The organism is Amaricoccus sp. W119, assembly GCF_047275745.1.
Lineage (GTDB): Bacteria > Pseudomonadota > Alphaproteobacteria > Rhodobacterales > Rhodobacteraceae > Amaricoccus.
Map to the genome: position 1 here is coordinate 232,187 of NZ_JBKQWU010000001.1, position 24,250 is coordinate 256,436.

The window sequence follows — 24,250 nt, forward strand, 5'->3', positions numbered from 1 at the left end:
GTCCGGACATGGTCTTCCTTTCGCTTGACAAAATACCAATTGTCATTTGAGCGCCGCCATGCCTATTGTGCAAGCTGAGGATCGGGTGAATGCCACACCCTGATCTGCTCGTATTCGTCGCACGCTCGCGGCTTCGCGGAACAGCGCAGCGTTCCGGTCGACCCGGCAAATCGCGGCAGGCGTTCGCGCCAGACAGAGGAATTCCGCGGCCCAAAGCCCGGACAAGATTGGCCAAGCGTCCGCCAAAGGCGCCTGGCCGGAGAACGAACCGCGGTGACACGCGCAGGAACAGGACCGGTCCCATCGACAAGCCACCCTTCGGTGCGCGGGAACCTGTTCCGTTGCCCTGACGCCACCGCGTCCCCCACAACAACACGAGAAACCGACGCCGCGCGCCCCCGGTCGCGGGCGCCGCGCGGCGTTCCCGAAAGATATCATGACAAGAAAAATGCTGATCGATGCCACGCACGCGGAAGAGACCCGCGTCGTGGTCGTGGACGGACACAAGGTTGACGAATTCGACTTCGAGTCGCTGAACAAGCGCCAACTTGCCGGAAACATCTACCTCGCCAAGGTCACGCGGGTCGAACCCTCGCTTCAAGCCGCCTTCGTCGATTACGGCGGCAACCGCCACGGCTTTCTCGCCTTCTCGGAAATCCATCCGGATTACTACCAGATCCCGAAGGCGGATCGCGAGGCGCTGATCGCCGAGGAAGCCGCGCTCAGCCGCGAAGCCGAGGAAGAGACACCCCGTGAGAAGCCGAAGAGCCGGGCACGCTCCCGCCGCCGCGCGCAGCCGGCCGCGGAGGGCCTTGGCGGCGATGACGCGGTGGTCACCTCGGAGCCGCTGCCGACCGAAGCGAAAGCCGATGACGGCGCGGAGCGGACGGCCGACACAGAGGAAGCCGCGGGCGAACCGGAAGGCGGGGAGCCCATCGCGGCGGAGGCCGGCGACCCCTCCGCGCCGGATGTCTCGTCCACCGGCCCGGTGGAGGCGGCGCCCGTGGATGCCTCGCCCGACGAGACTCCCGATACCCAGGCCACTGCGACCGGCGAGATCGAGATCGACGGGCAGCCGCTCGACGACGCGCCGCCGCCCAACACCGCCTCGGGCGAAGTCGACATCCGCGTCGTCCCGGAGCCGGAGGGCGCCCCGGATCTCGTTCCGGTCGAAACGCCGCGCGACGACGAGGCGGAACAGCCGAAAAGCCGGCGCAAATCCCGGGCGAAGGCCAGGGACGCCGAGGAAGACGACGAGGCCGAGGACAGCGAATACGAGTCCGTCGGCGGCGACGACATCTCCGACGAACGCCCGCAGCGCAAGCAGGTCCGCCAGCGCCGGTACAAGATCCAGGAAGTCATCAAGGTCCGCCAGATCCTGCTGGTGCAGGTCGTCAAGGAGGAACGCGGCAACAAGGGCGCCGCGCTCACGACCTATCTCTCCCTCGCCGGCCGCTACTGCGTGCTGATGCCGAACACCGCGCGCGGCGGCGGGATCAGCCGCAAGATCACCAACGCGGCCGACCGCAAGAAGCTGAAGGAAATCTCGAACTCGATCACGGTTCCGGAGGGCGCGGGGCTCATCATCCGCACCGCCGGCGCCAACCGCACCAAGACCGAGATCCGGCGCGACTACGAATACCTGCTGCGCCAGTGGGAGCAGATCCGCGACCTGACGCTGAAGTCGATCGCGCCGGCGCCGATCTACGAGGAAGGCAGCCTCATCAAGCGCGCGATCCGCGACCTCTACAGCCGCGACATCGACGAGGTGCTCGTCGATGGCGAGCGCGGCTACCGCGAGGCCAAGGACTACATGAAGATGCTCATGCCTTCGCATGCGAAGAACGTGAGGCATTACAACGAGGCGCTGCCGCTCTTCTCGCGTTTCCAGGTCGAGAACTACCTCAGCGCGATGTTCAACCCGGTCGTGCAGCTCAAGTCTGGCGGCTACATCGTCATCGACGTGACCGAGGCGCTGGTCGCGATAGACGTGAACTCTGGGCGGGCGACGCGCGAGGCCTCGATCGAGGAGACCGCGCTCAAGACCAACCTCGAAGCCGCCGAGGAAGCCGCGCGGCAGATGCGGCTCCGCGACCTCGCGGGGCTGATCGTCATCGACTTCATCGACATGGAGGACCGGCGCAACAACGCCGCCGTCGAGAAGCGGCTGAAGGAAAAGCTGAAGAGCGACCGCGCCCGCATCCAGGTCGGGCGGATCTCCGGCTTCGGCCTGCTGGAAATGTCGCGCCAGCGGCTCCGTCCCGGCATGATCGAGGCGACGACCAAGCCCTGCGCGCATTGCCACGGCACCGGCCGGGTACGCTCGGACGACAGCCTGGCGCTCGCGCTGCTGCGCGAAGTCGAGGAAGAGGGCGTGCGTCAGCGCTCGAAGGAGGTGCTGATCGTCGCGCCGGTCGAGATCGCGAACTACCTCCTGAACCAGAAGCGCGAGCATATCGCGCTGGTCGAGAGCCGGTTCGGACTGTCGGTCCGGGTCGAGGGCGATCCGACGCTGATCAGCCCGGATTTCAAGCTCGAACGCTTCAAGACCGCCTCGCGGCTCGTCCCGGCGCCGACGGCGCTGGTGCTGCCTCCGGTCGCCTATCCTGACGATGATCTCGTCGAGGAGGAGGCCGAGGAGGAGGCCGAGGCCGCCGAGAACGGCGCCGCCGAGGGCAATGGCGATCCATCAGGCGACAAGCAGGGCAAGCGCAAGCGGCGGCGGCGACGTCGCGGCGGACGCGGGCCCGAGGACCAGGCCCGCGACGCGCAGCCGGTCGAGGATGTGCGCGAGGTCGAGGCGTCGACCTCGCTTCCCGCCGATGTGATGGAACCGGTGGAGGATGGCGTCGAGGGGATCGTCGCCGAGCCCCAGCCCGACGCGGAGCCAGCCGCGGCCGAGGCGAAACCCGCGCCGCGGGCCCGCTCGCGCCGCCGCTCGCGCGGAGGGGCGGAGACGCCGCCGGTCTCCGAGGGCCTGGGCGAAGTCATCGACCTCGGCGAAGGCACCTCCCCCGGTATCGTCGAGGTACCCGAGACCGCGGCCGCTCCCGCGTCGCGCAAGCGCGAAAGGGTGCGCCGCCCCGCGACGGCCGCGGCGCCGGAGCCAGCGGGCGTCGCGGAAGTGACCGCGGAGTCCGGGTCGGCGGAGGACGGCCCAACCGAGGCCAGCACGAGCGGCGAGACGCTGTTCGCGCCGGAACCGGAGCCGCCGGCGGCCGAGGTCGTCGACAGCGCGGACGCGACCGGACTGCCGCCCTCGGCCGAGGCGGCTATCCAGGAGGGCACCGCCGAGGCTACAGGTATCGGGGACACGGGTGTCGAGGACACGAGTGCCGGGGACACGGGCGCCGAGGTCACCGCCTCGGGGGAGGCCAGCTCGGAGGCGGTCGCCCCCACCGAGGCGCCCGAACCCGCCGCCGAGGAGCCGGGCGATCCCATCGGGACGGACGTGCCCGCGTCCGAGCGATCCGCGGCCGACGAAGACGGGAACGGGGCGCCGGCCTCCGAGGCCCCGCCCGCCGCGCCGGATTTCGAGCCGGAGGCTCCGGTTCCGGATCTGGCGGGTTTCGAAAGCCCGATGGAGGCGCCGGTGCCGTTCGACGTGCCTTACGAGGCACCCTACGAGACCTTGACCGCGGAGACACCGCCCGAGGACCCGATCCCCGGCGCGGCCGAACCCGCGGCCTCCTCCGGGTCCGAAACTTCTCAGGACGACCACATCGCGGAGCCCACGCCGGGGCCGAGTTCTGAATCCGGCTCGGAGTCAGTCGTCGCGGAACCGGGCCCCGAGCAAGCGCTGGAGCCCGCCCTCGCGGCCGCGGAGGGGACGGACGACACGATCCCGCCCGTGGCCTCCGGCGAGGCGTCCGACACCGCGGACGATCCCGCGGAGACCGGCGCCGGAGAGGCGGCAACGGAGGACGGGGACGCTCCGCGCGAATACGAGGCCGCCATCGCCACGGAAACCGAGGACGGGGAGCCCGCGCCGAAACGCCGCGGCTGGTGGTCGCGCGGCTGACCGGCCACCTGCGGCAACGCCGCGGGGTCGCGGCGAAGCGCCCTGGCTTCGCCGCGACCCCGCGCCACAGGTCAGCGCCCGGCTTTGGTCAGCGGCGCGACCACTCCCGCAGCCGGCGGAGTCCCTCGGCGATATCCTCGGTCGAGCGCGCATAGGAGAAGCGCAGCGTTCCCGCGCCGCGGCGCGGATCGAAATCGAGCCCCGGCGTGACGGCCACCCCCGCTTCCTTCAGAATTCTCGCCGAGAGCGCGCGGCTGTCCTCGCCGCGATCGCTCACGTCGGCGTAGATGTAGAACGCCCCGTCCGGCGGCGCGATGCGTCCGAAACCCGCCCCGGGCAGCTCCGCCAGCATGAGATCCCGGTTGGCGCGGTAGGTCGCCAGATTGGCTTCGAGCTCGCCGCCGGCGTCCATCGCGGCGAGCGCGGCGACCTGGCTCACATGCGGGGCGCAGATGAACATGTTCTGCGCCAGCCGCTCGACCTTGCGGACATGGGCCTCGGGGACCACCATCCAGCCGATCCGCCATCCCGTCATCGAGAAGTATTTCGAAAACGAGTTGATCACGTAGACCTCGTCGCTCACTTCGAGCGCCGTCACCGCGCGGGCGCCGTACTGGATGCCGTGATAGATCTCGTCCGAGATGAAGGCGATGCCGCGCGCCGCCGCCGCCTCGATCAGGGCGGAGAGCGCGGGTCTGTCGAGCATGGTGCCGGTGGGATTGGCCGGGCTCGCGATCAGGACGCCCGCGAGATCGTCGCGGTCGAGATCGGCGGGCACGGGCTGGAAGCGGTTCTCCGCCCGGGTCTCGATCCCGACCGGAACGAGGCTCAGCGATTTCAGGATGTTGCGATAGCTGGGATAGCCCGGCTCGCCGATCGCCACCTTCTCGCCCGCCTCGAAGAGCGCGGTGAAGGCGAGCAGGAAGGCGGCCGAGGACCCGGCCGTCACCACCACCCGCGCCGGATCGAGATCGACGCCGTACCATTCGCCATAGAGCCGCGCGATGCGCGCGCGCAGCGTCGGCAGGCCGAGCGCCACGGTATAGCCGAGCGGACCGTTGCCGAGCGCATGCCCGAGCGCCTTGAGCGCGGTGGCCGGCGCGGGCGTGCCAGGCTGCCCGACCTCCATATGGATGATCGACCGTCCGAGGGCCTCCTCGGCCCGGGCCGCCTCCATCACATCCATCACAATGAAAGGATCGACCTCGCCCCGGCTTGAACTGCGCACTGCGACTCTCCTACGCTTCCGCTCGAACAAGCCCCCCATGGGCCATGAAACGCGACAAGGCGCAATGGAGGCGCATTTGACCGGGCTCCTTCGAACCGGCGCGGCGTTCGTTCTCGGCTGTGTCCTGAGTGTCGCGGGACTGAACTTCGCAAGCCTGAGCCTCCCGGGCCTTGATGTCACGGGCCTGAACTTCGCGGGCCCCGCCGTCGCCGCGGACGGCCCGATCTTCATCCGCGACGCGGAGATCGAATCGACACTGCGCCGCGTCGCCGACCCGATCCTTCGCGCGGCGGGGGTCACACCAGCGACGACCGACCTCTACCTGATCCGGGATCAGGAGATGAACGCCTTCGTCGCGAACGGACAGAACATCTTCCTCCACACGGGCATGATCACCCGCCTCGCGACCATCGACCAGTTGCGCGGCGTCATCGCGCATGAGACCGCCCATATCGTCGGCGGCCATCTCGCCCGGCGCGGACAGGCGATGACCGGCGGCCGCAACATCATGCTGCTCGGGATGCTCGGCGCGGCCGCCGCCGGGGTCGCGGGCGCGCCCGATGCCAGCGTCGCCATCGCCGCCGGCAGCCAGCAGGTCGCGACGCGCGACATGCTCGCCTTCACGCGCGGCGAGGAGGCGGCGGCGGATCAGGCGGGCGTGCGCTATGTCGCGGCGGCGGGGGGCGATGCCTCGGCCGTGCTCGACGTGCTCCGTACTCTGCGGGGGCAACAGGCGCTCCTGAGCGGACAGACGGATCCCTATGCCCAGACCCACCCGCTGTCCTCCGAGCGCATCACGATGCTCCGGGAGAAGATCGCGACGCTGCCCAGGGGCGAACCGCCGAGCGCGGAGGAGGTCTACTGGTACGACCGGATGGTCACGAAGCTCGACGCCTTCCTCGACCGCCCGAGCCAGACGCTGCGCGATCATCCGCCCTCCGACCAGTCGGAAATGGCCAGGCTCGCGCGCGCCATCGCCTACCACCGACAGCCCGATCTGGCGCGGGCGGGGCACGAGATGGACGCGCTGATCGCCATGCGGCCCGACGATCCCTTCTATATCGAGCTCAAGGGCCAGTTCCTGCTGGAGATCGGCAAGGCCGGCGAAGCGGTCGCGACCTATCGCCGCGCGGCGGAGCTCGCCCCGAAGGAAGCGCTGATCCTCTCGGGGCTCGGGCGGGCGCTTCTCAACACCGAGGCACCCGGGGCGACCGAGGAGGCCCGCGACGTTCTGGTCCGCTCCACGCGCCTCGACGGACGCAATTCCGACGCGCTCCGCGACCTCGCGCTGGCGGAGGCGCGGCTCGGCAACGAAGGCGAGGCCGCGCTCGCCACCGCCGAGCGGTTCGCAATGACGGGCACGGCGCGCGATGTGCTGCGCAACGCCACCCGCGCCGCCGACCTGCTTCCCGTCGGCTCCCCGGGGTGGCGGCGGGCGCAGGATATGATAACGATCGCGCGGCGCGCGCTGAGACGATGAGGTACCCCCGATGCGAAACATGATCCTGGCCCTCCTGCCCCTCGCCGCCCTGCTGGCCGCGCCCGTCGCGCATGCTCAAGGCGGAGGGGATCAGGCGGGCGTCGAGATGACGGTCGCGGAGCGCGACGCCTTCCGCGCGGAGGTTCGCGACTATCTGCTCGAAAATCCCGAGATCCTGAACGAGATGGTGAAAATCCTCGACGAGCGGCAGAAGGCCCGGACCTCGCAGACCGATCAGCAGCTGGTCGCGGCGAACGCCGACGAGCTTTTCAACGACGGCTATTCCTGGGTGACGGGCAACCCGGAGGCCGATTTCACGGTGGTGGAGTTCCTCGACTATCAGTGCGGCTATTGCCGCAAGGCGATGCCCGAGGTGACGGAGCTTCTCGAAAGTGACGGCCAGATCCGCATGATCGTGAAGGATTTTCCGATCCTCGGCCCCGGCTCCGAACTCGCCGCCCGCGCGGTGACGGCGGCGATGATCACCGGCGGCCCCGAAGCCTATGAGCGGCTCCACGATGTCCTCATGACGGCGAAGGGCCAGATCGCCGACGAGAGCCTCGACCGGGTGCTGCGCGAGGCCGATCTCGACCCCGACACGATCCGTCCCGCGATGGAGGACCCCGAGGTAGATCGCCGGATCGACCGCAACCGCGCGCTCGCCCAGGAACTCGCGATCACCGGCACGCCGACCTTCGTCTTCCAGACCGACATGGTGCGCGGCTACATCACGCTCGCGGACATGCGCCAGGTCGTCGAGGAGCTCCGCGGGACGGAATGAGGCCGGGGCGAGGTCCCGCCGGGCGCGCATTGGCGCTTTTCAGAGCCGCGCGCCCCGCCTATACACGGGAAAACGCTGAGAGAGCAGGCCGGTCGCTCCGGCTCCAATAATAAGCAGGGCAATCCATGGCTATGAAACACCAGGAGTCGGACGTCGCCTTCATCAAGGCCCTGGCCGAGCTCCTGCGCGAGAACGACCTGACCGAGATCGAGGTCAGCCGCGAATACGGCGAGGATGATGCGCTGAACGTGCGCGTCGCGCGCCAGATCCAGGTCACCGCGGCGCCGGTCGTCCCGGTCGCTCCCGTGGCGGCGCAGCCGATCGTGCCGGCCGTGGTCGAGCAGGCCGCGGCGGCCGCGGTTTCCGATCCGGCGGAGGACCCCGGCGTCGTCGTCTCGCCCATGGTCGGCACGGTCTATCTTCAGGCCCAGCCCGGATCGCCCGCTTTCGTGAAGGTCGGCGACACGCTGGCGGAAGGTCAGACGATCCTGATCATCGAGGCGATGAAGACCATGAACCAGATCCCGGCGCCGCGCGCCGGGCGGGTCAAACGGATTCTGGTCGAGGACGGCTCCCCGGTCGAATTCGGCGCCCCCTTGATCATTCTCGAATGATGCCCGCCTCCCGGGGCAAGTCCAAGAACGCGAGGCGACAAGAATGTTCAACAAGATCCTGATCGCCAACCGGGGCGAGATCGCGCTGCGAATCCATCGTGCCTGCAAGGAGATGGGCATCCAGACGGTCGCGATCCATTCGACCGCCGATGCCAATGCGATGCATGTGCGTATGGCCGACGAAAGCGTCTGCGTCGGCCCGCCGCCCGCGTCGCAATCCTATCTCTCGATCCCGAATCTGATCGCCGCCTGCGAGATCACCGGAGCCGAGGCGATCCATCCGGGCTACGGCTTCCTCTCGGAGAACGCGAGCTTCGTCCAGATCGTCGAGGACCACGGGCTGACCTTCATCGGCCCGTCCTCGGAGCACATCCGGCTGATGGGCGACAAGATCACCGCCAAGGAGACGATGCGCAAGCTCGGCGTGCCCTGCGTGCCCGGCTCGGACGGCGGCGTGCCGACACTCGAAGAGGCGCTGCGTCTCGCGGACGAGATCGGCTACCCGGTCATCGTCAAGGCGACGGCGGGGGGCGGCGGCCGCGGCATGAAGGTGGCGCGGAGCCCCCATGACATGGAGATCGCCTTCGGCGCGGCGCGCAGCGAAGCCAAGGCGGCCTTCGGCAATGACGAGGTCTATCTCGAGAAGTATCTCGAGAAGCCGCGCCACATCGAGGTGCAGGTCTTCGGCGACGGCCGGGGCGGCGCGGTGCATCTCGGCGAACGCGACTGCTCGCTGCAGCGGCGGCACCAGAAGGTGCTGGAGGAGGCGCCCTCCCCGGTCATCGACGCCAAGACCCGCGCGAGGATCGGCAAGACCTGCTCCGAGGCGATCGGCCGGATCAAGTATTCCGGCGCCGGCACGATCGAGTTCCTGTTCGAGGACGGCGAGTTCTATTTCATCGAGATGAACACCCGCCTGCAGGTCGAGCATCCGGTCACCGAGGCGATCTATGATGTCGATCTGGTCCAGGAGCAGATCCGCGTCGCCGCCGGGAAGAAGATGTCCTTCACCCAGGAGGATCTGGTTCCGAACGGCCATGCGATCGAATGCCGGATCAACGCCGAGAAACTGCCGAACTTCCAGCCGAGCCCGGGCCGTGTCCGGACCTATTACGCGCCCGGCGGGCTCGGGGTCAGGATGGACAGCGCGGTCTACGACGGCTATGTGATCCCGCCCTATTACGACAGCCTCGTCGGCAAGCTGATCGTCCATGCCCGCAACCGCGATCTCGCGCTCGCGCGGCTCAGGCGCGCGCTCAGGGAGCTGGTGATCGACGGCATCGACACGACCACGCCGCTCTTCAACGCGCTCCTGGACGAGCCGGACATCCAGTCGGGGCGGTACAATATCCACTGGCTCGAAAAATGGCTCGCGCGCGCGGATTGAGCGCGCGCGGTCCGAGTGCGCGCCGGCCATGGCCTCCGAAGCCGCGCTGACCCCCCGCCTGCTGCTGCGCGCCTATGCCTCGGGCGTCTTCCCGATGGCCGACGACGCCGAGGCGGAGGACCTGTTCTGGATCGATCCGCTGCGCCGGGGCGTCCTGCCGCTGGACGAGATGCACATCTCCCGCCGGCTCGCGCGGGATTTTCTCCGCAAGGAATTCGAGATCCGCGTCGATGCCGACTTCGCCGGCACCGTCGAAGCCTGCGCCGAGCGCGAGAACACCTGGATCAATCGCGAGATCCATCGCCTCTACGCCGGGCTGCACCGGATGGGCCACGCGCATTCTGTCGAGGTCTGGCAGGAAGACAGGCTCGTCGGCGGGCTTTACGGCGTGACGCTCGGCGCGGCGTTCTTTGGAGAGAGCATGTTCAGCCGGATGCGCGACGCCTCGAAGTTCGCCCTGGTGGCCCTCGTCGCGCGGCTACGCGCTGGCGGATTCACCCTGCTCGACACGCAGTTCATCACGCCGCATCTCGAAAGCCTCGGCGCGGTCGAAATCTCCCGCGAGGCCTATCACGCACGCCTCGCCGATGCCCTGCGCCGGCCTGCGGATTTCCGTGCCCTGCCCGCCGAAGCGCCACGCCGCGCCCTGCTCGACCTCGCGCGTGACCTTGGCAAGATCGGGTCGGATGGACTCAACCCCTGAGAAGGGATCGTGCCCGGATTCAAGGAGTTGAAGCGGAATCCTTGGACCGCATCAGTCCGATGCGGTTTCGCTACGAGGGATCAGCCGTTCTCGCACCCCACCACCCAGACGTCATAGCGCGGATGGTCGAGCGCCGAGAGCGCCGGTGAGGAGGCGAACATCCAGCCCGAGAATCTCGGCTCAGCCTCCCGCGTGTCCCGGATCCTCAGGAATGCCTCCGCGTCGCCCTTCGGGTCGTCGGCCGGAATCCGGCAGGCATCGGCGGTGATCTCGAGCCGGCCGAAGCGGACGGTCTCCCCGACATTGAGCGTCAGATCGGTGGTTGCCCCGTTCAGGGTATCGAGCGCCTTCAGATCCACCCGCGCCACAGTCACGGTGCGCTGGTCGTTCGTGACCGTCTGGGCGGCGGCCTGAAGCCCCGCGCAGAGCCCTGCCGCCAGAACGACGAAGCGTATCACTGCGATGATCCGGTCCCGAAGCGCATCAGCAGGTTCAACAGGTCGATCGAGCCTTGCGTGTTCAGGATCTCGTCCCCGGACGCGAGCAGAACCTCGGAGGCGCCGGGCTGGATCTCGAGGAAGTTCCCGCCCAGGAGCCCCTCGGAGGCAATCTTCACATCGGAATCGTCCGGCACGCCGAGATCGTTCGGCACGGTGAAGGTCGCCGACGCCTGATAGGTCTGAGGATCGAGCGTCAGCCCGGTGACCGTCCCGACCTTGATCCCCGCGACGCGCACATCGGTGCCGACGGAAATGCCATTAGCATCGCGGAACTTCGCGGTGAGCGGCATGTCGGCCGAGCCGAGACCATGCCCGCTGGTCTGGCCCGCATAGAGTGCGAAACCGGCGGCGGTCACAAGAACGACGGCGCCGATGATCGCTTCGGCGGCACTGTTAGCCATGAAGTTGTTCCCTTGCTCGGAACGCCCTTACTCGGGCGTCCAGGCCTCGTAGTCGCGCGGCACACCCGGGCCGGTCGCGAGGAGGCTGCCTGACGGATGGTAGGCGGCCGGGCCGCCGGTCGGATTGGCGCGATGCGGCTGCACCCAGGACTTGGTCGGAAGCTCGGCCTCGGTCGGCGGCTGCTGCCAGGTAAAGTGCAGCCAGCCGTGCCATTCCGGGGCGATCCGGCTCGCCTCGACATCGCCGTTGAAGATCACCCAACGGCGGGTTCCGGCGGCGTTCTGGTAGTAGACGTTGCCTTCGGCATCCTCGCCCACCTTCTTGCCATGCCGCCACGTGTAGAACCGCGTGGCCAGGGTCTCGCCGTTCCACCAGGTCAGCGCCTGCAAGAGCCACTTCATGCCGTTCACTCCGTTCAACCTGATTCCTAATCGCACATGGACCCGACCCGGTCCAGCCCCGCCGAACGGCCCTGGCCATCACTGATCCGGTATCGTCGCGACCGACCTGCTGGAACCTCGTCCGATCCGCCCGCGCGCCGGTCCAGTACAGCGACGCGAGCCATGGCCGCGAGTCGCCAGAGTGGACAGCCCAAGGAAGCCCAAGGTTGCGCGCGCCCGGACGAGCGCGCGCAACCCGGAGGATTCGGCTACCCGCCCGGTTCTCAGGACGCCGAGGCCGAGCCTTCCTTGCGGTCGGCGTAGATCAGGAGCGGTTCTCCCTTGCGCAGGATGCAGTCCTCGTTGACCACGACCTCCTCCACGCCCTGCATCGAGGGCAGGTCGAACATCGTGTCGAGCAGGACCTCCTCGAGGATCGAGCGCAGGCCGCGCGCGCCGGTCTTGCGGTCGATCGCCCGCTTCGCCACGGCGCGCAGCGCATCCTCGGTGAAGGTGAGCTTCACATCCTCCATCTCGAAGAGCCGCTGATACTGCTTGATCAGCGCGTTCTTCGGTTCGGTCAGGATGGTGATGAGCGCGTCCTCATCCAGATCGTTCAGCGTCGCGAGCACCGGCAGGCGGCCGACGAACTCCGGGATCAGCCCGAATTTCAGCAGATCCTCCGGCTCCAGCTCCTGGAAGAGTTCGCCCACGCGGCGATCGTCGGTGTCCTTCACATCGGCTCCGAAGCCCATGGCCGAGCCCCGGCCGCGCTGCGCGATGATCTTGTCGAGCCCGGCGAAGGCGCCGCCGCAGATGAAGAGGATATTGGTCGTGTCCACCTGCAGGAATTCCTGCTGCGGATGCTTGCGCCCGCCCTGCGGCGGAACGGAGGCGACCGTGCCCTCCATGATCTTCAGGAGCGCCTGCTGCACCCCCTCGCCCGAGACGTCGCGGGTGATCGAGGGATTGTCGGACTTGCGGCTGATCTTGTCGACCTCGTCGATATAGACGATGCCGCGCTGCGCCCGTTCGACATTGTATTCGGCGGCCTGCAGGAGCTTCAGGATGATGTTCTCGACATCTTCGCCGACATAGCCCGCCTCCGTCAGCGTCGTCGCATCCGCCATGGTGAAGGGCACGTCGAGGATGCGGGCGAGCGTCTGCGCCAGCAGCGTCTTGCCGCAGCCGGTCGGGCCGATCAGCATGATGTTCGACTTCTGCAGCTCGACATCCGAGTTCTTCTGCGCGTGGTTCAGCCGCTTGTAGTGGTTGTGCACCGCGACCGAGAGCACGCGCTTGGCGATCTTCTGGCCGATGACATAGTCGTCGAGGACCTTGCAGATCTCCTGCGGAGTAGGCACCCCGTCGGAGGATTTGACGAGATTGCTCTTCGTCTCCTCCCGGATGATATCCATGCAGAGCTCGACGCATTCATCGCAGATGAACACGGTCGGACCTGCGATCAGCTTGCGCACCTCGTGCTGGCTCTTGCCGCAGAAAGAGCAGTAGAGAGTGTTCTTCGCGTCTCCGCCGCTTGTTTTGCTCATTCTCCGCCTCCGGCTTTCGCCAAAACTTTCCACGCCCCGCCCCGCGGCCCCCCGGGGAGGCCGGATTTCATAGGAGCATGGCTGTCACGCCAATGACAAGTCCAAAGGCGCCACAAGGTTTCGTGACGCCCATTGTTTACGCGGCGACCGTCTCGCGCTTGGTCACGATCTCGTCGATCAGACCCCACTCCTTCGAATCCTCCGCCGACATGAAGCGGTCGCGCTCCAACGCGGCCTCGACGACGTCGAAAGGCTGGCCGGTGTGGTGTTCGTAGATCCGGTTGAGCCGGTCCTTGAGCGCCTGGGTCTCGCGCGCGTGGATCATGATGTCCGTGGCCTGGCCCTGGTACCCGCCCGAGGGCTGATGCACCATGATCCGGCTGTTCGGAAGGCTGAAGCGCATGCCCTTCTCGCCGGCGGTGAGAAGCAGCGAGCCCATCGAGGCGGCCTGGCCGCAGCAGAGCGTGGAGACCGGCGGCTTGATGTACTGCATCGTGTCGTAGATCGACAGGCCGGAAGTGACGACACCGCCCGGGCTGTTGATATAGAGCGCGATTTCCTTCTTCGGGTTCTCGGCCTCGAGGAAGAGCAGCTGGGCGACGATGAGCGTGGACATCCCGTCATGGATCGGCCCGGAGACGAAGATGATCCGTTCCTTCAGCAGACGGGAGAAGATATCATAGGCGCGCTCGCCGCGGGCGGTCTGCTCGACCACCATCGGCACCAGATTCATATAAGTTTCAATGGGATCTTTCATCGCGGATCTTGCCTGTCGCTATATTGGGACCCCGCGCGCGGGGGGCCGTCACGCAAGATTAGTCATCGCCCCGCGGCTCCGCAAGGGGCCGGGGGCGCGATTCCGGGGCATGCTGAACGCGAGTCAAGAACTTCGTTAATCCCCGATTCACCCCGCGCCGAGGGAACCGGTACCGGCGCGGCCGCCACGGGCCGCGCCACGTCCGGGCGCCCTGGAAGACGCCGGTGGAACACGCCGGGACGATCAGCTCGCCGGGGAGTTCCCCGATGCGTTCTCCGCGGCATCCTCGGCGGCCGTCTCCGGGGCGCTCTCCGCAGCAGCCTTCTCGGAGCCCTTCTCGGTGGCGCCCCCGCCCGGGATCTCGTCGCCCAGCGCCTCGATCGCCGCCTGAAGCTCTTCCTTGGTTACCGACTTCTCGGTCACCTGGGCCTGCTCGACGATGTGGTCGACCACCTTGTCCTCGAAGAGCGGCGCGCGCATCTGCTGGAGCGCCGCCGGATTCTGCTGGACGAACTCGAAGAACTGGCGCTCCTGGCCCGGATACTGCCGCGCCTGCGAGATGATCGCGCGCTGCAGTTCCTGATCCGTCACCGTCACCTCGGCCTTCGCGCCGATCTCGGCCAGGAGGAGACCGAGCCGGACCCGCCGCTCGGCGAGCTTGCCGTGCTCGTCGGTCGGTTCGATCTCGCCATGGTCATGGCCGTGATGGTCGGAATGCTCCTCGTGCCAGAGCTGATGGGCGATCTGCCTGGCTTCCGCGTCCACGAGCACCGGGGGCAGTTCGAACTTCACGAGACCGTCGAGCGCGTCCATCAGGTTGCGCTTCAGGACCGCGCGGCTGGCCTGGCCGTATTCGTCGCGGAGCCGGCCCCGGACCTGCTCCTTCAGCGCGTCGAGCGAATCGGAACCGAACCGCTTCGCGAGTTCGTCGTCGATCTCCGCCGCCTTCGGCTTGCGCACTTCCTTCACGACGCAGGCGAAGACCGCTTCCTTGCCCGCGAGATGCGCCGCGCCATACTGTTCGGGGAAGGTCACCGTCACGTCCGGCGTGTCGCCCGCCTTGGCGCCGATGAGCTGCTCCTCGAAACCGGGGATGAAGCTGCCGGAGCCGAGCACCAGCGGGAAGTCCTCCGCCGCGCCGCCCTCGAATTCGGTGCCGTCGACCGAGCCCTTGAAATCGATGCTGAGCTGATCACCCGATTCAGCCGCGGTGCCTTCCGGCGCCGCTTCGAAGGCCTTGGCCGAGTCCGCGAGATTGCCGAGCGCCTCGTCAACCGACTCCTCGTCGATCTCGGCGACCAGCCGCTCGAGCGCGATGTCGCCGAGCGCGACCTCGGGAACGGTCGGCAGCTTCTCGTAGGCCATCGACACCTGCACGTCCTGACCCTCTTCCCAGTCCTCGTTGGCGACCTTCACCTCGGGCTGGACGGCGGGGCGGTCGCCGGTCTGCTCGAAATGCTCGCGCATCGCGGCGTCGATCGTCTCCTGCATCGCCTCGCCGAGCACGGACTTGCCGAACATCTTCTTCATCAGCGCGGCGGGTGCCTTGCCCTTGCGGAAGCCCTTCATCTGAAAGTCCTTGCGGGCTTCCTCGAGCTTCTCGTTGACCTTGGCCTCGAGCTCACCAGCCGGAACCGTGATCGAATATTCCCGCTTCAAACCCTCGTTCAGGGTCTCCACAACCTGCATCTCGCATCCTCGCCATATCGTTCGGCACGGGCGGGGGTTCTGCCACCCGCGCCGCGCGATGCCGAACCAGATCCGTCCGGTGCCGGCAACCGGGCCGGGAAACCCCTGATTTCCGCGAGGTTCCCGCTTCCCGTTCCGGCCTGTTCCCTTCCAAGCGCCGTCGGCGCGGCCACCAATCGCCCGCTTCCAGCGCCGGCCGCCGCCGCGCGCTGTCTACGAAGTCGCGCCAGCGAGCGCAAGGCCCCGCCCGTAGGCGAGCCCGCGCGCCGCGTCAAGCATCCCTCGGAAACCGGCGCCGCGCCGGCACCGGCTTGACAGCGAGCCCCTTCGCCCGGCATCTGGGGCCCGCGCGGGCGTGGCGGAACTGGTAGACGCAGCTGGTTTAGGTCCAGCCGGTGAGAGCCTTGGGGGTTCGAGTCCCTCCGCCCGCACCAGATCGCCCTCGAACCTTCCCGCCGCGGGAAGCGTTTCCGCGCTCGCGGAAGCGATCCCCATGCATGCACGCTCGCCGAAAACGGTCCCGGTGCCGTGCAACCCGCGGGCTGACCGAACCGGTCCCTCGGCGCCCGGACGCGTCGCCGGGGCGCGAATCCCCGGCGCCTCGCGTAGCCACCCCGGTCGCAGGAGCGTAGGATGGGCTTGGGTCGGGCTGATCGACTCCGAGCGGGAGGGATGGACGATGAGGCAGATGGCAATCACCCGCGATCTCGGCGCCCTTGTCGCAGCCGGGGTCGCAGCCGGGGCCGGGGCCGCGGCGGAGATCGCGATCGGGGTCGCAGCCGGTATTTCCGCGCTCGCGCCCGGGCCAGCGCGCGCCCAGGACGCGGCCGCCCAGGCCAACAATCCGATCGCCGATACCCAGGCGGTGAGCTTCCAGAACCTCTACGCCGGCGAGTTGACCGGGATCAATCGCGACGCGAACCAGTTCTACTTCCGCTACGCGCTGCCGTTCCGGGCGGTGGGCGCCCAGTGGCTGATGCGCGCGACCCTGCCGGTCAACAGCTTCCCCGACGCGGGTGGCGGGACCACGACCGGGATCGGCGATCTGAACATCCTCGCGGCCTATACCTTCGACACCGGCAACCCCGCGGTGAGCTTCGGCATCGGGCCGCAGTTCACGCTGCCGACGGCGAGCGACGACGCGGTCGGCGCCGAGAAGTGGCAGGCCGGTCTCGCGAACGTGCTCTTCAACGCGACGGACCCGACCTTCCAGTGGGGCTATCTGCTGACATGGCAGGCGAGTTTCGCCGGCGACGACGACCGCGACTACGTGAGCCTCGGCGCCTTCCAGCCGTTCCTCTTCTACCAGCTCGGCCAGGGCTGGTACCTGCGCTCGACCGGCGTCTGGACCTACAATTTCGCCAGCGACGCCTATTCCATCCCGGTCGGCCTCGGCCTCGGGAAGGTCGTCAAGACCGAGCGCGCGGTGGTGAACGCCTTCGTCGAGCCGCAGTATTCGGTCGCGACCCATGGCGACGGGCAGCCGGAATGGGGTGCCTTCGCCGGGCTGAACTTCCAGTTCTGACCCCCGCCCCCGCCGCACCTCGATCCCCCCTCAGTCGCAGGGGGAGAGCGTGACCGGCGGTCCCGGCTCCGAGGCGAGATCGCGGCATTCACCCGCCGCGCAGAGGGTCCAGCCGCCGCCCGTCGCGCCCGAGGCGGCGAGCACGAGGTCTTGCCGGGGTGGCAGGACGGGGCGGTAGCTCCAGCCGCCTTCGACCGGCCGCGCGCCCTCCGGCGGCTCCATCCCCGCGCCCGAGCCACGCACGCGCGCCTCGACGATCTCGAGCCCGGCCGGCGTCACCTCCCAGCGCTCCCACCATAGGGTCCGCTCGACCGAATGGGTCCAGGCGAGCGTGAACCCCGTCGCCGCGATCCGGATGAGACCAGCCGCGGTCGCGACGCAGAGGCTCACGCGACCCGCCTGCCCCGCCACCACTGCGCGCCGATGACGAGCGCGGCGAGGCCGAAGCCGACCTCGTCCGTCAACGGCAGCGCGACGATGAGACTGCCGGCGGCGCAGGCGGCCAGGAGCCGCTCCCAGACCGACATGCGCCCGATGAGAAACCCGACCACGGCGGCGCCCCAGAGACCCATCCCGAGGCAGGCCTTCAGCACGACGTAGACGACCTCGACCGGGTACCCCACCGCCGCGGCGATCGCCCCGCCGTCCTGCAGCATCAGCGCGGGGGTGAAGACGGCCATGAAGGGCACGATGAACCCTGCCACCGCCAGTTTCGACGCCTGCATCGCGATCCGCATGCCGGAAGTCTTCGCGATCGGCGCGGCCGCGAATGCCGCCAGCGCCACGGGCGGCGTCAGATCGGCCATGATGCCGAAATAGAAGACGAACATGTGGCTGACGAGCAGCGGCACGTCGAGGGCGAGCAGCGCGGGACCGGCGATCGAGGAGGTTATGATGTAGTTCGGGATCGTCGGAATCCCCATGCCGAGCACGAGGCAGGTCACCATCGTCAGCAGGAGCGACAGGAAGAGATGCGTCTCGCCGATGGCGATGATGGCGCCGATGAAGGTCGAGGCGATGCCGGTCAGGGTCAGCGTGCCGATGACGACGCCGACGATCGCGCAGGCGATGCCGACGGGCAGCGCGTTCTTCGCCCCTTCCGCCAGCGCGTCGACGCAGAGCCGAAGCGTCTCGCGGCCGCCCCGGATCAGCGCGCAGCCGAGGACGAGCCCGGCTATCACCAGTGCGAGAAGCTCGACGCCCCAGCGCAGGAAACTCGCCGCCGCGAGCCCGATCGCGATCCAGAACACGATACGGAACGCCATCGGCCCGATCATGGCGGCGAGCGGCATCCCGAGGATCAGCACCACCGTGAGCGCGAGACCCATCGTGCCGGCGAAGATCGGCGTGTAGCCCGCGAAGAGCAGGTAGACGAGCGTCGCGAGCGGCAGCACCAGCGGCCAGTGCCGGCGGATCGGGTCCCAGGGGTTCGGCAGTTCCGACTTCGGCAGGCCGCGCAGGCCGAACTTGCCCGACTCGAGATGGACCATCCAGAAACAGGCACCGAAATAGAGCGCCGCCGGGATGAGCGCCGCCTTGACGATATCGGCATAGGGCAGGTCCAGCGTCTCGGCCATGATGAAGGCGACCGCGCCCATCACCGGCGGCATGATCTGCCCGCCCATCGACGAGGTCGCCTCGACGCCACCGGCGAATTCCGAGCGGAAGCCGAAACGCTTCATCAGCGGAATGGTGAACTGCCCGCTCGCCACCACATTGGCGACGCCCGAGCCCGAGATCGTCCCCATGAGCGCGGAGGAGAGCACACAGACCTGCGCCGGCCCGCCCCGCCAGCTTCCGACCAGCCCGAGCGCGAAGTCGTTGAAGAGCGCGATCATCCCCGCCCGCTCGAGAAAGGAGGCGAAGAGCACGAAGATGAAGATATAGGAGGCCGAGACATAGATGGGCGTGCCGTAGATCCCCTCGGTGCCGAAGGCGAAGGTATCGACGAGCTGGTCGAGCCCGTAGCCCCGGTGGATGAAGGGCGGCGGAAAGTGGTTGCCGAAGAGGGCGTAGACGAGGAAGACGCCGGAGATGATCGCGAGCGGCCAGCCGAGTAGCCGCCGCGCCGCTTCGAAGACCAGGACGATCAGTGTTGCGCCGACCGCCATGTCGATCGGGGTCAGGAAGCCGCTCCGATGGATCAGATCGGCGTAGAACACCCAGTTGTAGATCCCGGTTCCAAACCCGAGCAGCCCGAGGAGCCAGAAGAGCGCGCGGCCCGCCGAGGTGCGCGCCCGGAGGTTGCCGATCAGCCCGAAGCCGAGCAGGAGCAGGAAGCCCACATGCATCGCGCGCACCACCTGGCTCGGCAGCGCGCCGAAGGCGGCGACCCAGATCTGGAAGGCCGCGAAGACGAGGGCGATCCCGAAGGCGGCCTGGCCGGCCCGGCCCTCGCCCCAGCCGGGCGGCAGACCGTCGCCCGGCGGTTCCTCCACTGGCGTGGAGGTCGTCGTCATCGCGCGTCCCTCATCGGTCAGCCGCTCGCCCCGGTCACTCGGCCAGCCCCGCCTCACGATAGTAGCGCTCGGCCCCCGGATGCAGCGGCACCGGCATGCCTTCGAGCGCCTTCGCCGGATCAATCGCCCGCGCGGCGGCATGGGCGGAGACGAGACGGTCGAGGTTATCGAACAGGGTCTTGGTCATCTGATAGGCGAGTTCCTCGGAAACGCCGTCGTGGCTCACGAGGAAGTTGCCCACCGCCGCGGTCGCCACATCCTCGGTCTGGCCGTCATAGGTGCCGGCCGGGATCGTCGCCGCGAGGAAGGGCGCGCCGATCTTCCCGACGATCTCGGGCGAGACCGCGACCACATTGATGGGCACCGAGGTGGCGAGGTCGCGAATCGAGGCGACGCCGAGCCCCGCGGATTGCAGCGTGGCGTCGAGCTGGCGGTTCTTGATGAGCTCGACCGATTCCGCGAAGGGCAGATACTCGACCCGCCCGAGATCCTCGTAGGAAAGGCCAGCGGCGGCGAAGATCGCCCGCGCATTCAGCTCCGTTCCCGAGGCGGGCGCGCCGACCGAGACGCTCTTGCCCTTCAGATCCTCGAGCGAGGTCACGCCGCTCTCCTGCGAGGCGACGATCTGGATGAAGTTCGGATAGATCGCGGCGATGCCGCGGAGCTTGTCGAGCGGGCCACGAAAGCCTGCCTCCTCATTGCCTTCGACGGCGGCCTTCACGCTGTCGCCGAGCGAGAAGGCGATCTCGCCGCGCCCCTGCTGCAACAGGTTCAGGTTCTCGACCGAAGCCTTGGTCGCCTGCACCTGCGTCCGCGCGTCGGGGATGGCCTCGGCGTAGATCTCGGAGAGCGCCACGCCGAGCGGATAATAGACGCCCGAGGTGCCGCCCGTCAGGACGTTGACGAATTCCTGCGCGCGCGTCTCGGCCGTGCCGAGGCCGAGCATGAGCGCGCCGATCGCGAATGCCTTTTGAAGACCAATCATCCGTTCCTCCCCATCGTCGGCGGAAACCGGCTCCGCCGGCGGACAGTCTTAAGGGCGTCGCGGCTTTTTCCAACCCGCCATGGCGCCTCAGTCGCGCCCGAAATGGGCCGCGGCCTTGATCACCAGTTCCGGCAGCGAATTCGCCCCGAGCTTGGCGCGCAGGCTGTGGCCGATGTTGATCACGGTCTTGTAGCTCAGCCGCGACATCTCGGCGATCTCCCGGTAGGACTTGCCGGCCGCGATCCGCGCGAGGATCTCGGTCTCGCGCGGGGTCAGGCGCGGCGCGTCGCCCGCGGCCTCCTCGGGCGCGTCGAGGAAGGCGAGCCGCGTCGCGATCTCGGGCGCGAGATAGCGCCCCCCACCGAGAACGGTGCGGAACGCCTCCTGGATCTCCTCGGTCGGCGCATCCTTGTTCACATAGCCGTTCGCCCCCGCCCGGAGCGCCGCCCGGATGATGACCGGGCTCCGGTGCATCGAGAAGACGAGGATCGGCAGCCGCTCGTCCATCTCGCGGAAGCGCGCGATCAGCGCCGTCCCGGCGAGCCGGTCCTCGCCGAAGGAGAGGTCCGCGACCAGCATGTCGGGCGGCGCCGCGTCGCTGAGATCAAGCGCCGCCTCCGGCGAGGATGCGAAGAGCGTCTCGCAGCCCGCGACGACGCGCGCGATCCGCGACCAGCCCTCGGCCACCACCGGATGATCATCGACGACGAGAACCTTCGTCATGCGGCGCTCATCACGTCGAATTCCGCGTCCGCGAGCGGCAGCGACAGGCGGGTCCGCGTCCATCCGTCCCCCCGTTCGGGCCGCCGGTACTCGCCACCGAGCGCGCGGGCGCGGTCGAGAATGCCCGCCTGGCCATAGCTCGGGGCCGCTCCGGCGGCCGGCCCCCGCCCGTCGTCACGGAGTTCGATCTCGACCCAGCGCGCGCCGTCCGGCCGCCGTTCCACCGCCGCCGCGACCGTGATCGCGCTCGCCCCGCCATGCCGCACGGCGTTCAGCGCGCTTTCCTGTGCGAAGCGCAGGATCGCGAGGCCGGCTGTCTCGCCGCAGGCGGCATGGGCGCCTGACCCGAGCTCCAGCCGCACCATGGTCTCGGGCGCGACCTCGGCGAAGCCGGCGGCGAAATCGGCGAGCAGATCGGCGAGCGACGCGTCCGCCTCGATCATCGGACGCAGCCGGTAGATCACGCCGCGCACCATCCCCCGAAGCGCCTCGGCATGCGCCGCCACCGCGTCGAGTTCACCGAGCAGGTCGCCGTTCTCCCCGCCTCCCACCGCGCCTCCCACCGCGCCTCCCACCGCGCCCCCCGCGGCGACCTCTCCGCTCCGGCGCGCGATGCTCCGCGCCTCGGAGACCGCCGTGCGCAGCGCGAATAGGAGCGGGCCGAGCCCGTCGTGCAGATCGCTCGCGACCTGACGGCGCTCGGAATCCGAGAGCGTCATCAGCCGCTGCTGCAACAGCCGGTTCTCCGCCTCCCGCGCGTCGAGATCCGATGCGAGCGCGCCGATGCCGTCCGCGAGATCGTCGAGTTCGGCGATCCCGCGCGGCGGCGGCGCCGCGGAGAAATCGCCGGCCCGGATCGCGCGCAGCACGCGGTCGCAGGCCCGCAACCGGCGATGCACGAGATGTAGGACGAGGAAGGTCGCGAGCGATGCGACCGCGCAGACGCCGAGGATGACGCCGAGAACCGCGCTCAGATCGCGCCAGATCTCCGCCGCCTCGTCGCGGTAGTCAGTCGAGAGCACGACCGCGCCGAGCCCGTCCGGATAGCGGCCTATCGGCGCCAGCGCCTCGCGCGGCTCGCCCGCGACCAGCTTCAGGAACCACTCCGGCGGCGCCTCAGAGGCTTCGGGCGCCGGTCCCCGCGGGCTGAGCAGATGACCGTCCACGCCCCGGACCTCCGCGCGGACATGGCGCATGACATTGATCTGGCGCGAGAAGCTCAGCGCCTCTTCCATCGGCCGCGGCCCGACCGCGAGGCGCCCGCGGAATTCGTCGAGATAGGCGTCGGCGAGCGCGAAGGCGGTGTTGACCTCATCCCGCGTCGCATTGCGCGCGTTGAGTAGCAGGATGCCGGTGACGACCGCGGAGAGCCCCAGGCTCAGGCAGAGCAGGAAGACCAGTCCGAGACGGCGGAGCGAGATCGACCACCCGCCCGCCCGCGCGATTTCGCGAGGTTCCGTGCGGTCGCCCCCCTGGCCGGATCCCCGGTGTCGCATGCATGGTCCTCCCGCCCCTGGTCCTCCGCTGGACGGAGCCCGGTCCGGCATCTTGCGCAACCCGCCCGCGGCTTGGCAATGGTGCGAAGGGATAGAGGGACCCGCGGCGGCATGCCGCGCGCCACGCCCGCCGTCGGGGCGCATGCCTTGCCTTCGGGCCGGCCACGCCGCACTCTGAGCGCGGCATTTCGGGAACGGCGGGCAATTCCGCGCCGCGCTCCCCGAGGGGCGGCGAGCGGGCGGCCAGGAGGTTTAGGGATGAACAAGCAGATGCGCGCCCCGGTCCCCGCCGGCATGCGGGCGATTCCCGCCGGCAGGTTCGTGATGGGGTCCGACAGCCACTACCCCGAGGAGGCGCCGGCGCATCGTGTGCGGGTCGCCGCCTTCATGATGGACGAGACCGCCGTCACGAACCGCCAGTTCGCCGCCTTCGTCCAGGCGACGGGCCATGTGACCGTCGCCGAACGCGCCCTCGACCCCGCCGTCTATCCGGGCGCCAACCCGCGCGACCTCGTGCCCGGCAGCATGGTCTTCCACATGACCTCGGGCCCGGTCGACACGCGCGACTTCCGGAACTGGTGGTCCTGGGTCCCCGGCGCCTGCTGGCGCCATCCCGAGGGACCGGGCAGTTCGGTCAAGGGGCGCAAGGACCATCCCGTCGTGCATGTGGCCTATGAGGACGCGGAAGCCTATGCGACATGGGCCGGCAAGGCGCTGCCGACCGAGGCGGAATGGGAATACGCGGCCCGCGGCGGGCTCGAGGGCAAGGAATTCGCCTGGGGCGACGAACTCGCGCCCCGCGGACGCCATGTCGCGAACACTTGGCAGGGCGCCTTCCCGTGGCAGAACCTGCTCGAGGACGGCCACCCCGGCACCTGTCCGGTGAGGAGCTTCCCGGCGAACGGCTACGGGCTCTACGAGGTCTGCGGCAATGTCTGGGAATGGACGGCCGACTGGTACGGGGCGAAACACGCGCCGGCGAACGCGGAGAAGCCGTCCTGTTGCGCCGCCGACAACCCGCGCGGCCCCGCCATGGTCGGCAGTTTCGATCCGGACCAGCCCAATGTCACGATCCCGCGCAAGGTCCTCAAGGGAGGCTCCTTCCTCTGCGCGCCCTCCTACTGCCGCCGCTACCGGCCCGCGGCGCGCCATCCGCAGATGGTGGATACGGGCATGAGCCATCTGGGCTTTCGCTGCGTCATCCGGCCGGGAGGCCGGTCCGGGTCCCGGGCGTGAGGCGCGTGAGACGCCACGGCGGCGCTCAGCTTCCCGTGTAGAGCACGCTCAGCACGGCGCCCGAGCTATCCGCCGAACAGGCCCAGGGCGCGTCGGCGCCGGCGACCTCGGCGCGCACCGAGGTTCCCTGCCGGGCGCGGACGACATCGATCGGGTTGACATCCGTCACCGGCCTGCCGACCCGCTCGGCGATGGCGATCTGGCAGGTCGAGACCATGGGGCCCCGCGGCGGGCTGGCACACCCGGCCAGAAGGGCAGGTGCCAGGAGGAGCACCGCGAGGAAGCCCGCGGGCGCGGGTCGGATCGGTCCGGGCATTCGACTCTCCATTCATGC

At 68.9% G+C, this 24,250-nt stretch carries 19 protein-coding genes, 1 tRNA gene and 2 pseudogenes; 9 read left to right on the forward strand and 13 right to left on the reverse strand.

Annotated elements, in window-relative coordinates:
• Window positions 1-436 precede the first annotated feature (436 nt).
• Window positions 437-3,232, forward strand: a pseudogene (locus ACLJK8_RS01110) (Rne/Rng family ribonuclease); the annotation flags it as partial.
• An 877-nt stretch (window positions 3,233-4,109) separates the two neighbouring features.
• Here the strand turns inward: ACLJK8_RS01110 and ACLJK8_RS01115 are convergent.
• The gene (locus ACLJK8_RS01115; RefSeq protein ID WP_413148111.1) at window positions 4,110-5,249 is read right to left on the reverse strand and encodes a pyridoxal phosphate-dependent aminotransferase; all 1,140 of its coding nucleotides are present in this window, start codon (window positions 5,247-5,249) and stop codon (window positions 4,110-4,112) included.
• Between the two features lie 76 nt (window positions 5,250-5,325).
• Between ACLJK8_RS01115 and ACLJK8_RS01120 the strand changes: the two genes are divergently transcribed.
• From ACLJK8_RS01120 to aat, 5 genes are all read left to right on the forward strand, one after another.
• On the forward strand, window positions 5,326-6,729 hold the full coding sequence (locus ACLJK8_RS01120; RefSeq protein ID WP_413148112.1) for a M48 family metalloprotease: 1,404 nt from the start codon (window positions 5,326-5,328) through the stop codon (window positions 6,727-6,729).
• 10 nt (window positions 6,730-6,739) lie between these two features.
• Entirely contained in the window at window positions 6,740-7,510 is a 771-nt protein-coding gene (locus ACLJK8_RS01125; protein ID WP_413148113.1) for a DsbA family protein, read from the forward strand.
• Window positions 7,511-7,635: 125 nt separating this feature from the next.
• Window positions 7,636-8,124 (forward strand): acetyl-CoA carboxylase biotin carboxyl carrier protein, encoded by a 489-nt coding sequence (gene accB, locus ACLJK8_RS01130; protein WP_413148114.1) that lies wholly within the window; start codon window positions 7,636-7,638, stop codon window positions 8,122-8,124.
• Window positions 8,125-8,167: 43 nt separating this feature from the next.
• Complete coding sequence (gene accC / locus ACLJK8_RS01135) at window positions 8,168-9,511, forward strand: acetyl-CoA carboxylase biotin carboxylase subunit (protein WP_413148115.1); 1,344 nt, start codon at window positions 8,168-8,170, stop codon at window positions 9,509-9,511.
• A 28-nt stretch (window positions 9,512-9,539) separates the two neighbouring features.
• Window positions 9,540-10,214 (forward strand): leucyl/phenylalanyl-tRNA--protein transferase, encoded by a 675-nt coding sequence (gene aat, locus ACLJK8_RS01140; RefSeq protein WP_413148116.1) that lies wholly within the window; start codon window positions 9,540-9,542, stop codon window positions 10,212-10,214.
• 80 nt (window positions 10,215-10,294) lie between these two features.
• Here aat and ACLJK8_RS01145 read toward each other — a convergent pair whose 3' ends face one another.
• From ACLJK8_RS01145 to tig, 6 genes and pseudogenes are all read right to left on the reverse strand, one after another.
• Window positions 10,295-10,672, reverse strand: a complete 378-nt coding sequence (locus tag ACLJK8_RS01145; RefSeq protein ID WP_413148117.1) for a DUF2155 domain-containing protein — start codon at window positions 10,670-10,672, stop codon at window positions 10,295-10,297.
• Window positions 10,669-11,115, reverse strand: coding sequence for an outer membrane lipid asymmetry maintenance protein MlaD (locus ACLJK8_RS01150; protein ID WP_413148118.1), 447 nt, complete (start codon window positions 11,113-11,115; stop codon window positions 10,669-10,671). The genes ACLJK8_RS01145 and ACLJK8_RS01150 overlap by 4 nt, the downstream gene beginning before the upstream one ends.
• A gap of 27 nt (window positions 11,116-11,142) precedes the next feature.
• The gene (locus ACLJK8_RS01155; protein WP_413148119.1) at window positions 11,143-11,517 is read right to left on the reverse strand and encodes an NADH:ubiquinone oxidoreductase subunit NDUFA12; all 375 of its coding nucleotides are present in this window, start codon (window positions 11,515-11,517) and stop codon (window positions 11,143-11,145) included.
• A gap of 263 nt (window positions 11,518-11,780) precedes the next feature.
• On the reverse strand, window positions 11,781-13,046 hold the full coding sequence (gene clpX / locus ACLJK8_RS01160) for an ATP-dependent Clp protease ATP-binding subunit ClpX (protein WP_413148120.1): 1,266 nt from the start codon (window positions 13,044-13,046) through the stop codon (window positions 11,781-11,783).
• Between the two features lie 136 nt (window positions 13,047-13,182).
• Window positions 13,183-13,803 carry an ATP-dependent Clp protease proteolytic subunit gene (locus ACLJK8_RS01165; protein ID WP_413148121.1) on the reverse strand — a complete coding sequence of 207 codons (621 nt, stop codon included), beginning with the start codon at window positions 13,801-13,803 and terminating at the stop codon, window positions 13,183-13,185.
• A 360-nt stretch (window positions 13,804-14,163) separates the two neighbouring features.
• A pseudogene (tig, locus tag ACLJK8_RS01170) lies at window positions 14,164-15,492 on the reverse strand (trigger factor); the annotation flags it as partial.
• Window positions 15,493-15,841: 349 nt separating this feature from the next.
• On the opposite strand from tig, the gene ACLJK8_RS01175 reads away from it, so the two are divergent.
• A tRNA-Leu gene (locus tag ACLJK8_RS01175) sits at window positions 15,842-15,926 on the forward strand.
• Window positions 15,927-16,171: 245 nt separating this feature from the next.
• Window positions 16,172-17,017: a hypothetical protein gene (locus ACLJK8_RS01180; protein ID WP_413148122.1), complete on the forward strand. Its 846-nt coding sequence runs from the start codon at window positions 16,172-16,174 to the stop codon at window positions 17,015-17,017.
• A gap of 30 nt (window positions 17,018-17,047) precedes the next feature.
• Here ACLJK8_RS01180 and ACLJK8_RS01185 read toward each other — a convergent pair whose 3' ends face one another.
• The 5 genes from ACLJK8_RS01185 to ACLJK8_RS01205 all read right to left on the reverse strand — a co-directional run bounded on the left by ACLJK8_RS01185 (window position 17,048) and on the right by ACLJK8_RS01205 (window position 22,680).
• Window positions 17,048-17,407: a DUF1850 domain-containing protein gene (locus tag ACLJK8_RS01185; RefSeq protein ID WP_413148123.1), complete on the reverse strand. Its 360-nt coding sequence runs from the start codon at window positions 17,405-17,407 to the stop codon at window positions 17,048-17,050.
• The gene (locus ACLJK8_RS01190) at window positions 17,404-19,476 is read right to left on the reverse strand and encodes a TRAP transporter permease (protein WP_413148124.1); all 2,073 of its coding nucleotides are present in this window, start codon (window positions 19,474-19,476) and stop codon (window positions 17,404-17,406) included. The genes ACLJK8_RS01185 and ACLJK8_RS01190 overlap by 4 nt, the downstream gene beginning before the upstream one ends.
• A gap of 34 nt (window positions 19,477-19,510) precedes the next feature.
• Window positions 19,511-20,461, reverse strand: a complete 951-nt coding sequence (locus ACLJK8_RS01195; protein WP_413148125.1) for a TAXI family TRAP transporter solute-binding subunit — start codon at window positions 20,459-20,461, stop codon at window positions 19,511-19,513.
• Between the two features lie 87 nt (window positions 20,462-20,548).
• Entirely contained in the window at window positions 20,549-21,184 is a 636-nt protein-coding gene (locus ACLJK8_RS01200) for a response regulator transcription factor (RefSeq protein WP_413148126.1), read from the reverse strand.
• On the reverse strand, window positions 21,181-22,680 hold the full coding sequence (locus ACLJK8_RS01205) for a hypothetical protein (protein ID WP_413148127.1): 1,500 nt from the start codon (window positions 22,678-22,680) through the stop codon (window positions 21,181-21,183). Before ACLJK8_RS01205 ends, ACLJK8_RS01200 begins: the two co-directional genes overlap by 4 nt.
• A 258-nt stretch (window positions 22,681-22,938) precedes the next feature.
• On the opposite strand from ACLJK8_RS01205, the gene ACLJK8_RS01210 reads away from it, so the two are divergent.
• A complete protein-coding gene (locus tag ACLJK8_RS01210; RefSeq protein WP_413148128.1) occupies window positions 22,939-23,916 on the forward strand; it encodes a formylglycine-generating enzyme family protein in 978 nt (325 codons plus the stop codon).
• Window positions 23,917-23,941: 25 nt separating this feature from the next.
• On the opposite strand, the gene ACLJK8_RS01215 is transcribed toward ACLJK8_RS01210, so the two are convergent.
• On the reverse strand, window positions 23,942-24,232 hold the full coding sequence (locus ACLJK8_RS01215; protein ID WP_413148129.1) for a hypothetical protein: 291 nt from the start codon (window positions 24,230-24,232) through the stop codon (window positions 23,942-23,944).
• Window positions 24,233-24,250 lie beyond the last annotated feature (18 nt).

Coding starts and splice junctions, on each gene's coding strand:
- ACLJK8_RS01215 (WP_413148129.1), bottom strand. CDS start 24,232: ATGCCCGGACCGATCCGACCCGCGCCCGCGGGCTTCCTCGCGGTGCTC.
- ACLJK8_RS01125 (WP_413148113.1), top strand. CDS start 6,740: ATGCGAAACATGATCCTGGCCCTCCTGCCCCTCGCCGCCCTGCTGGCC.
- ACLJK8_RS01190 (WP_413148124.1), bottom strand. CDS start 19,476: ATGACGACGACCTCCACGCCAGTGGAGGAACCGCCGGGCGACGGTCTG.
- ACLJK8_RS01200 (WP_413148126.1), bottom strand. CDS start 21,184: ATGACGAAGGTTCTCGTCGTCGATGATCATCCGGTGGTGGCCGAGGGC.
- ACLJK8_RS01210 (WP_413148128.1), top strand. CDS start 22,939: ATGAACAAGCAGATGCGCGCCCCGGTCCCCGCCGGCATGCGGGCGATT.
- ACLJK8_RS01155 (WP_413148119.1), bottom strand. CDS start 11,517: ATGAAGTGGCTCTTGCAGGCGCTGACCTGGTGGAACGGCGAGACCCTG.
- ACLJK8_RS01150 (WP_413148118.1), bottom strand. CDS start 11,115: ATGGCTAACAGTGCCGCCGAAGCGATCATCGGCGCCGTCGTTCTTGTG.
- ACLJK8_RS01165 (WP_413148121.1), bottom strand. CDS start 13,803: ATGAAAGATCCCATTGAAACTTATATGAATCTGGTGCCGATGGTGGTC.
- accC (WP_413148115.1), top strand. CDS start 8,168: ATGTTCAACAAGATCCTGATCGCCAACCGGGGCGAGATCGCGCTGCGA.
- ACLJK8_RS01195 (WP_413148125.1), bottom strand. CDS start 20,461: ATGATTGGTCTTCAAAAGGCATTCGCGATCGGCGCGCTCATGCTCGGC.
- accB (WP_413148114.1), top strand. CDS start 7,636: ATGGCTATGAAACACCAGGAGTCGGACGTCGCCTTCATCAAGGCCCTG.
- clpX (WP_413148120.1), bottom strand. CDS start 13,046: ATGAGCAAAACAAGCGGCGGAGACGCGAAGAACACTCTCTACTGCTCT.
- ACLJK8_RS01205 (WP_413148127.1), bottom strand. CDS start 22,680: ATGCGACACCGGGGATCCGGCCAGGGGGGCGACCGCACGGAACCTCGC.
- ACLJK8_RS01180 (WP_413148122.1), top strand. CDS start 16,172: ATGAGGCAGATGGCAATCACCCGCGATCTCGGCGCCCTTGTCGCAGCC.
- aat (WP_413148116.1), top strand. CDS start 9,540: ATGGCCTCCGAAGCCGCGCTGACCCCCCGCCTGCTGCTGCGCGCCTAT.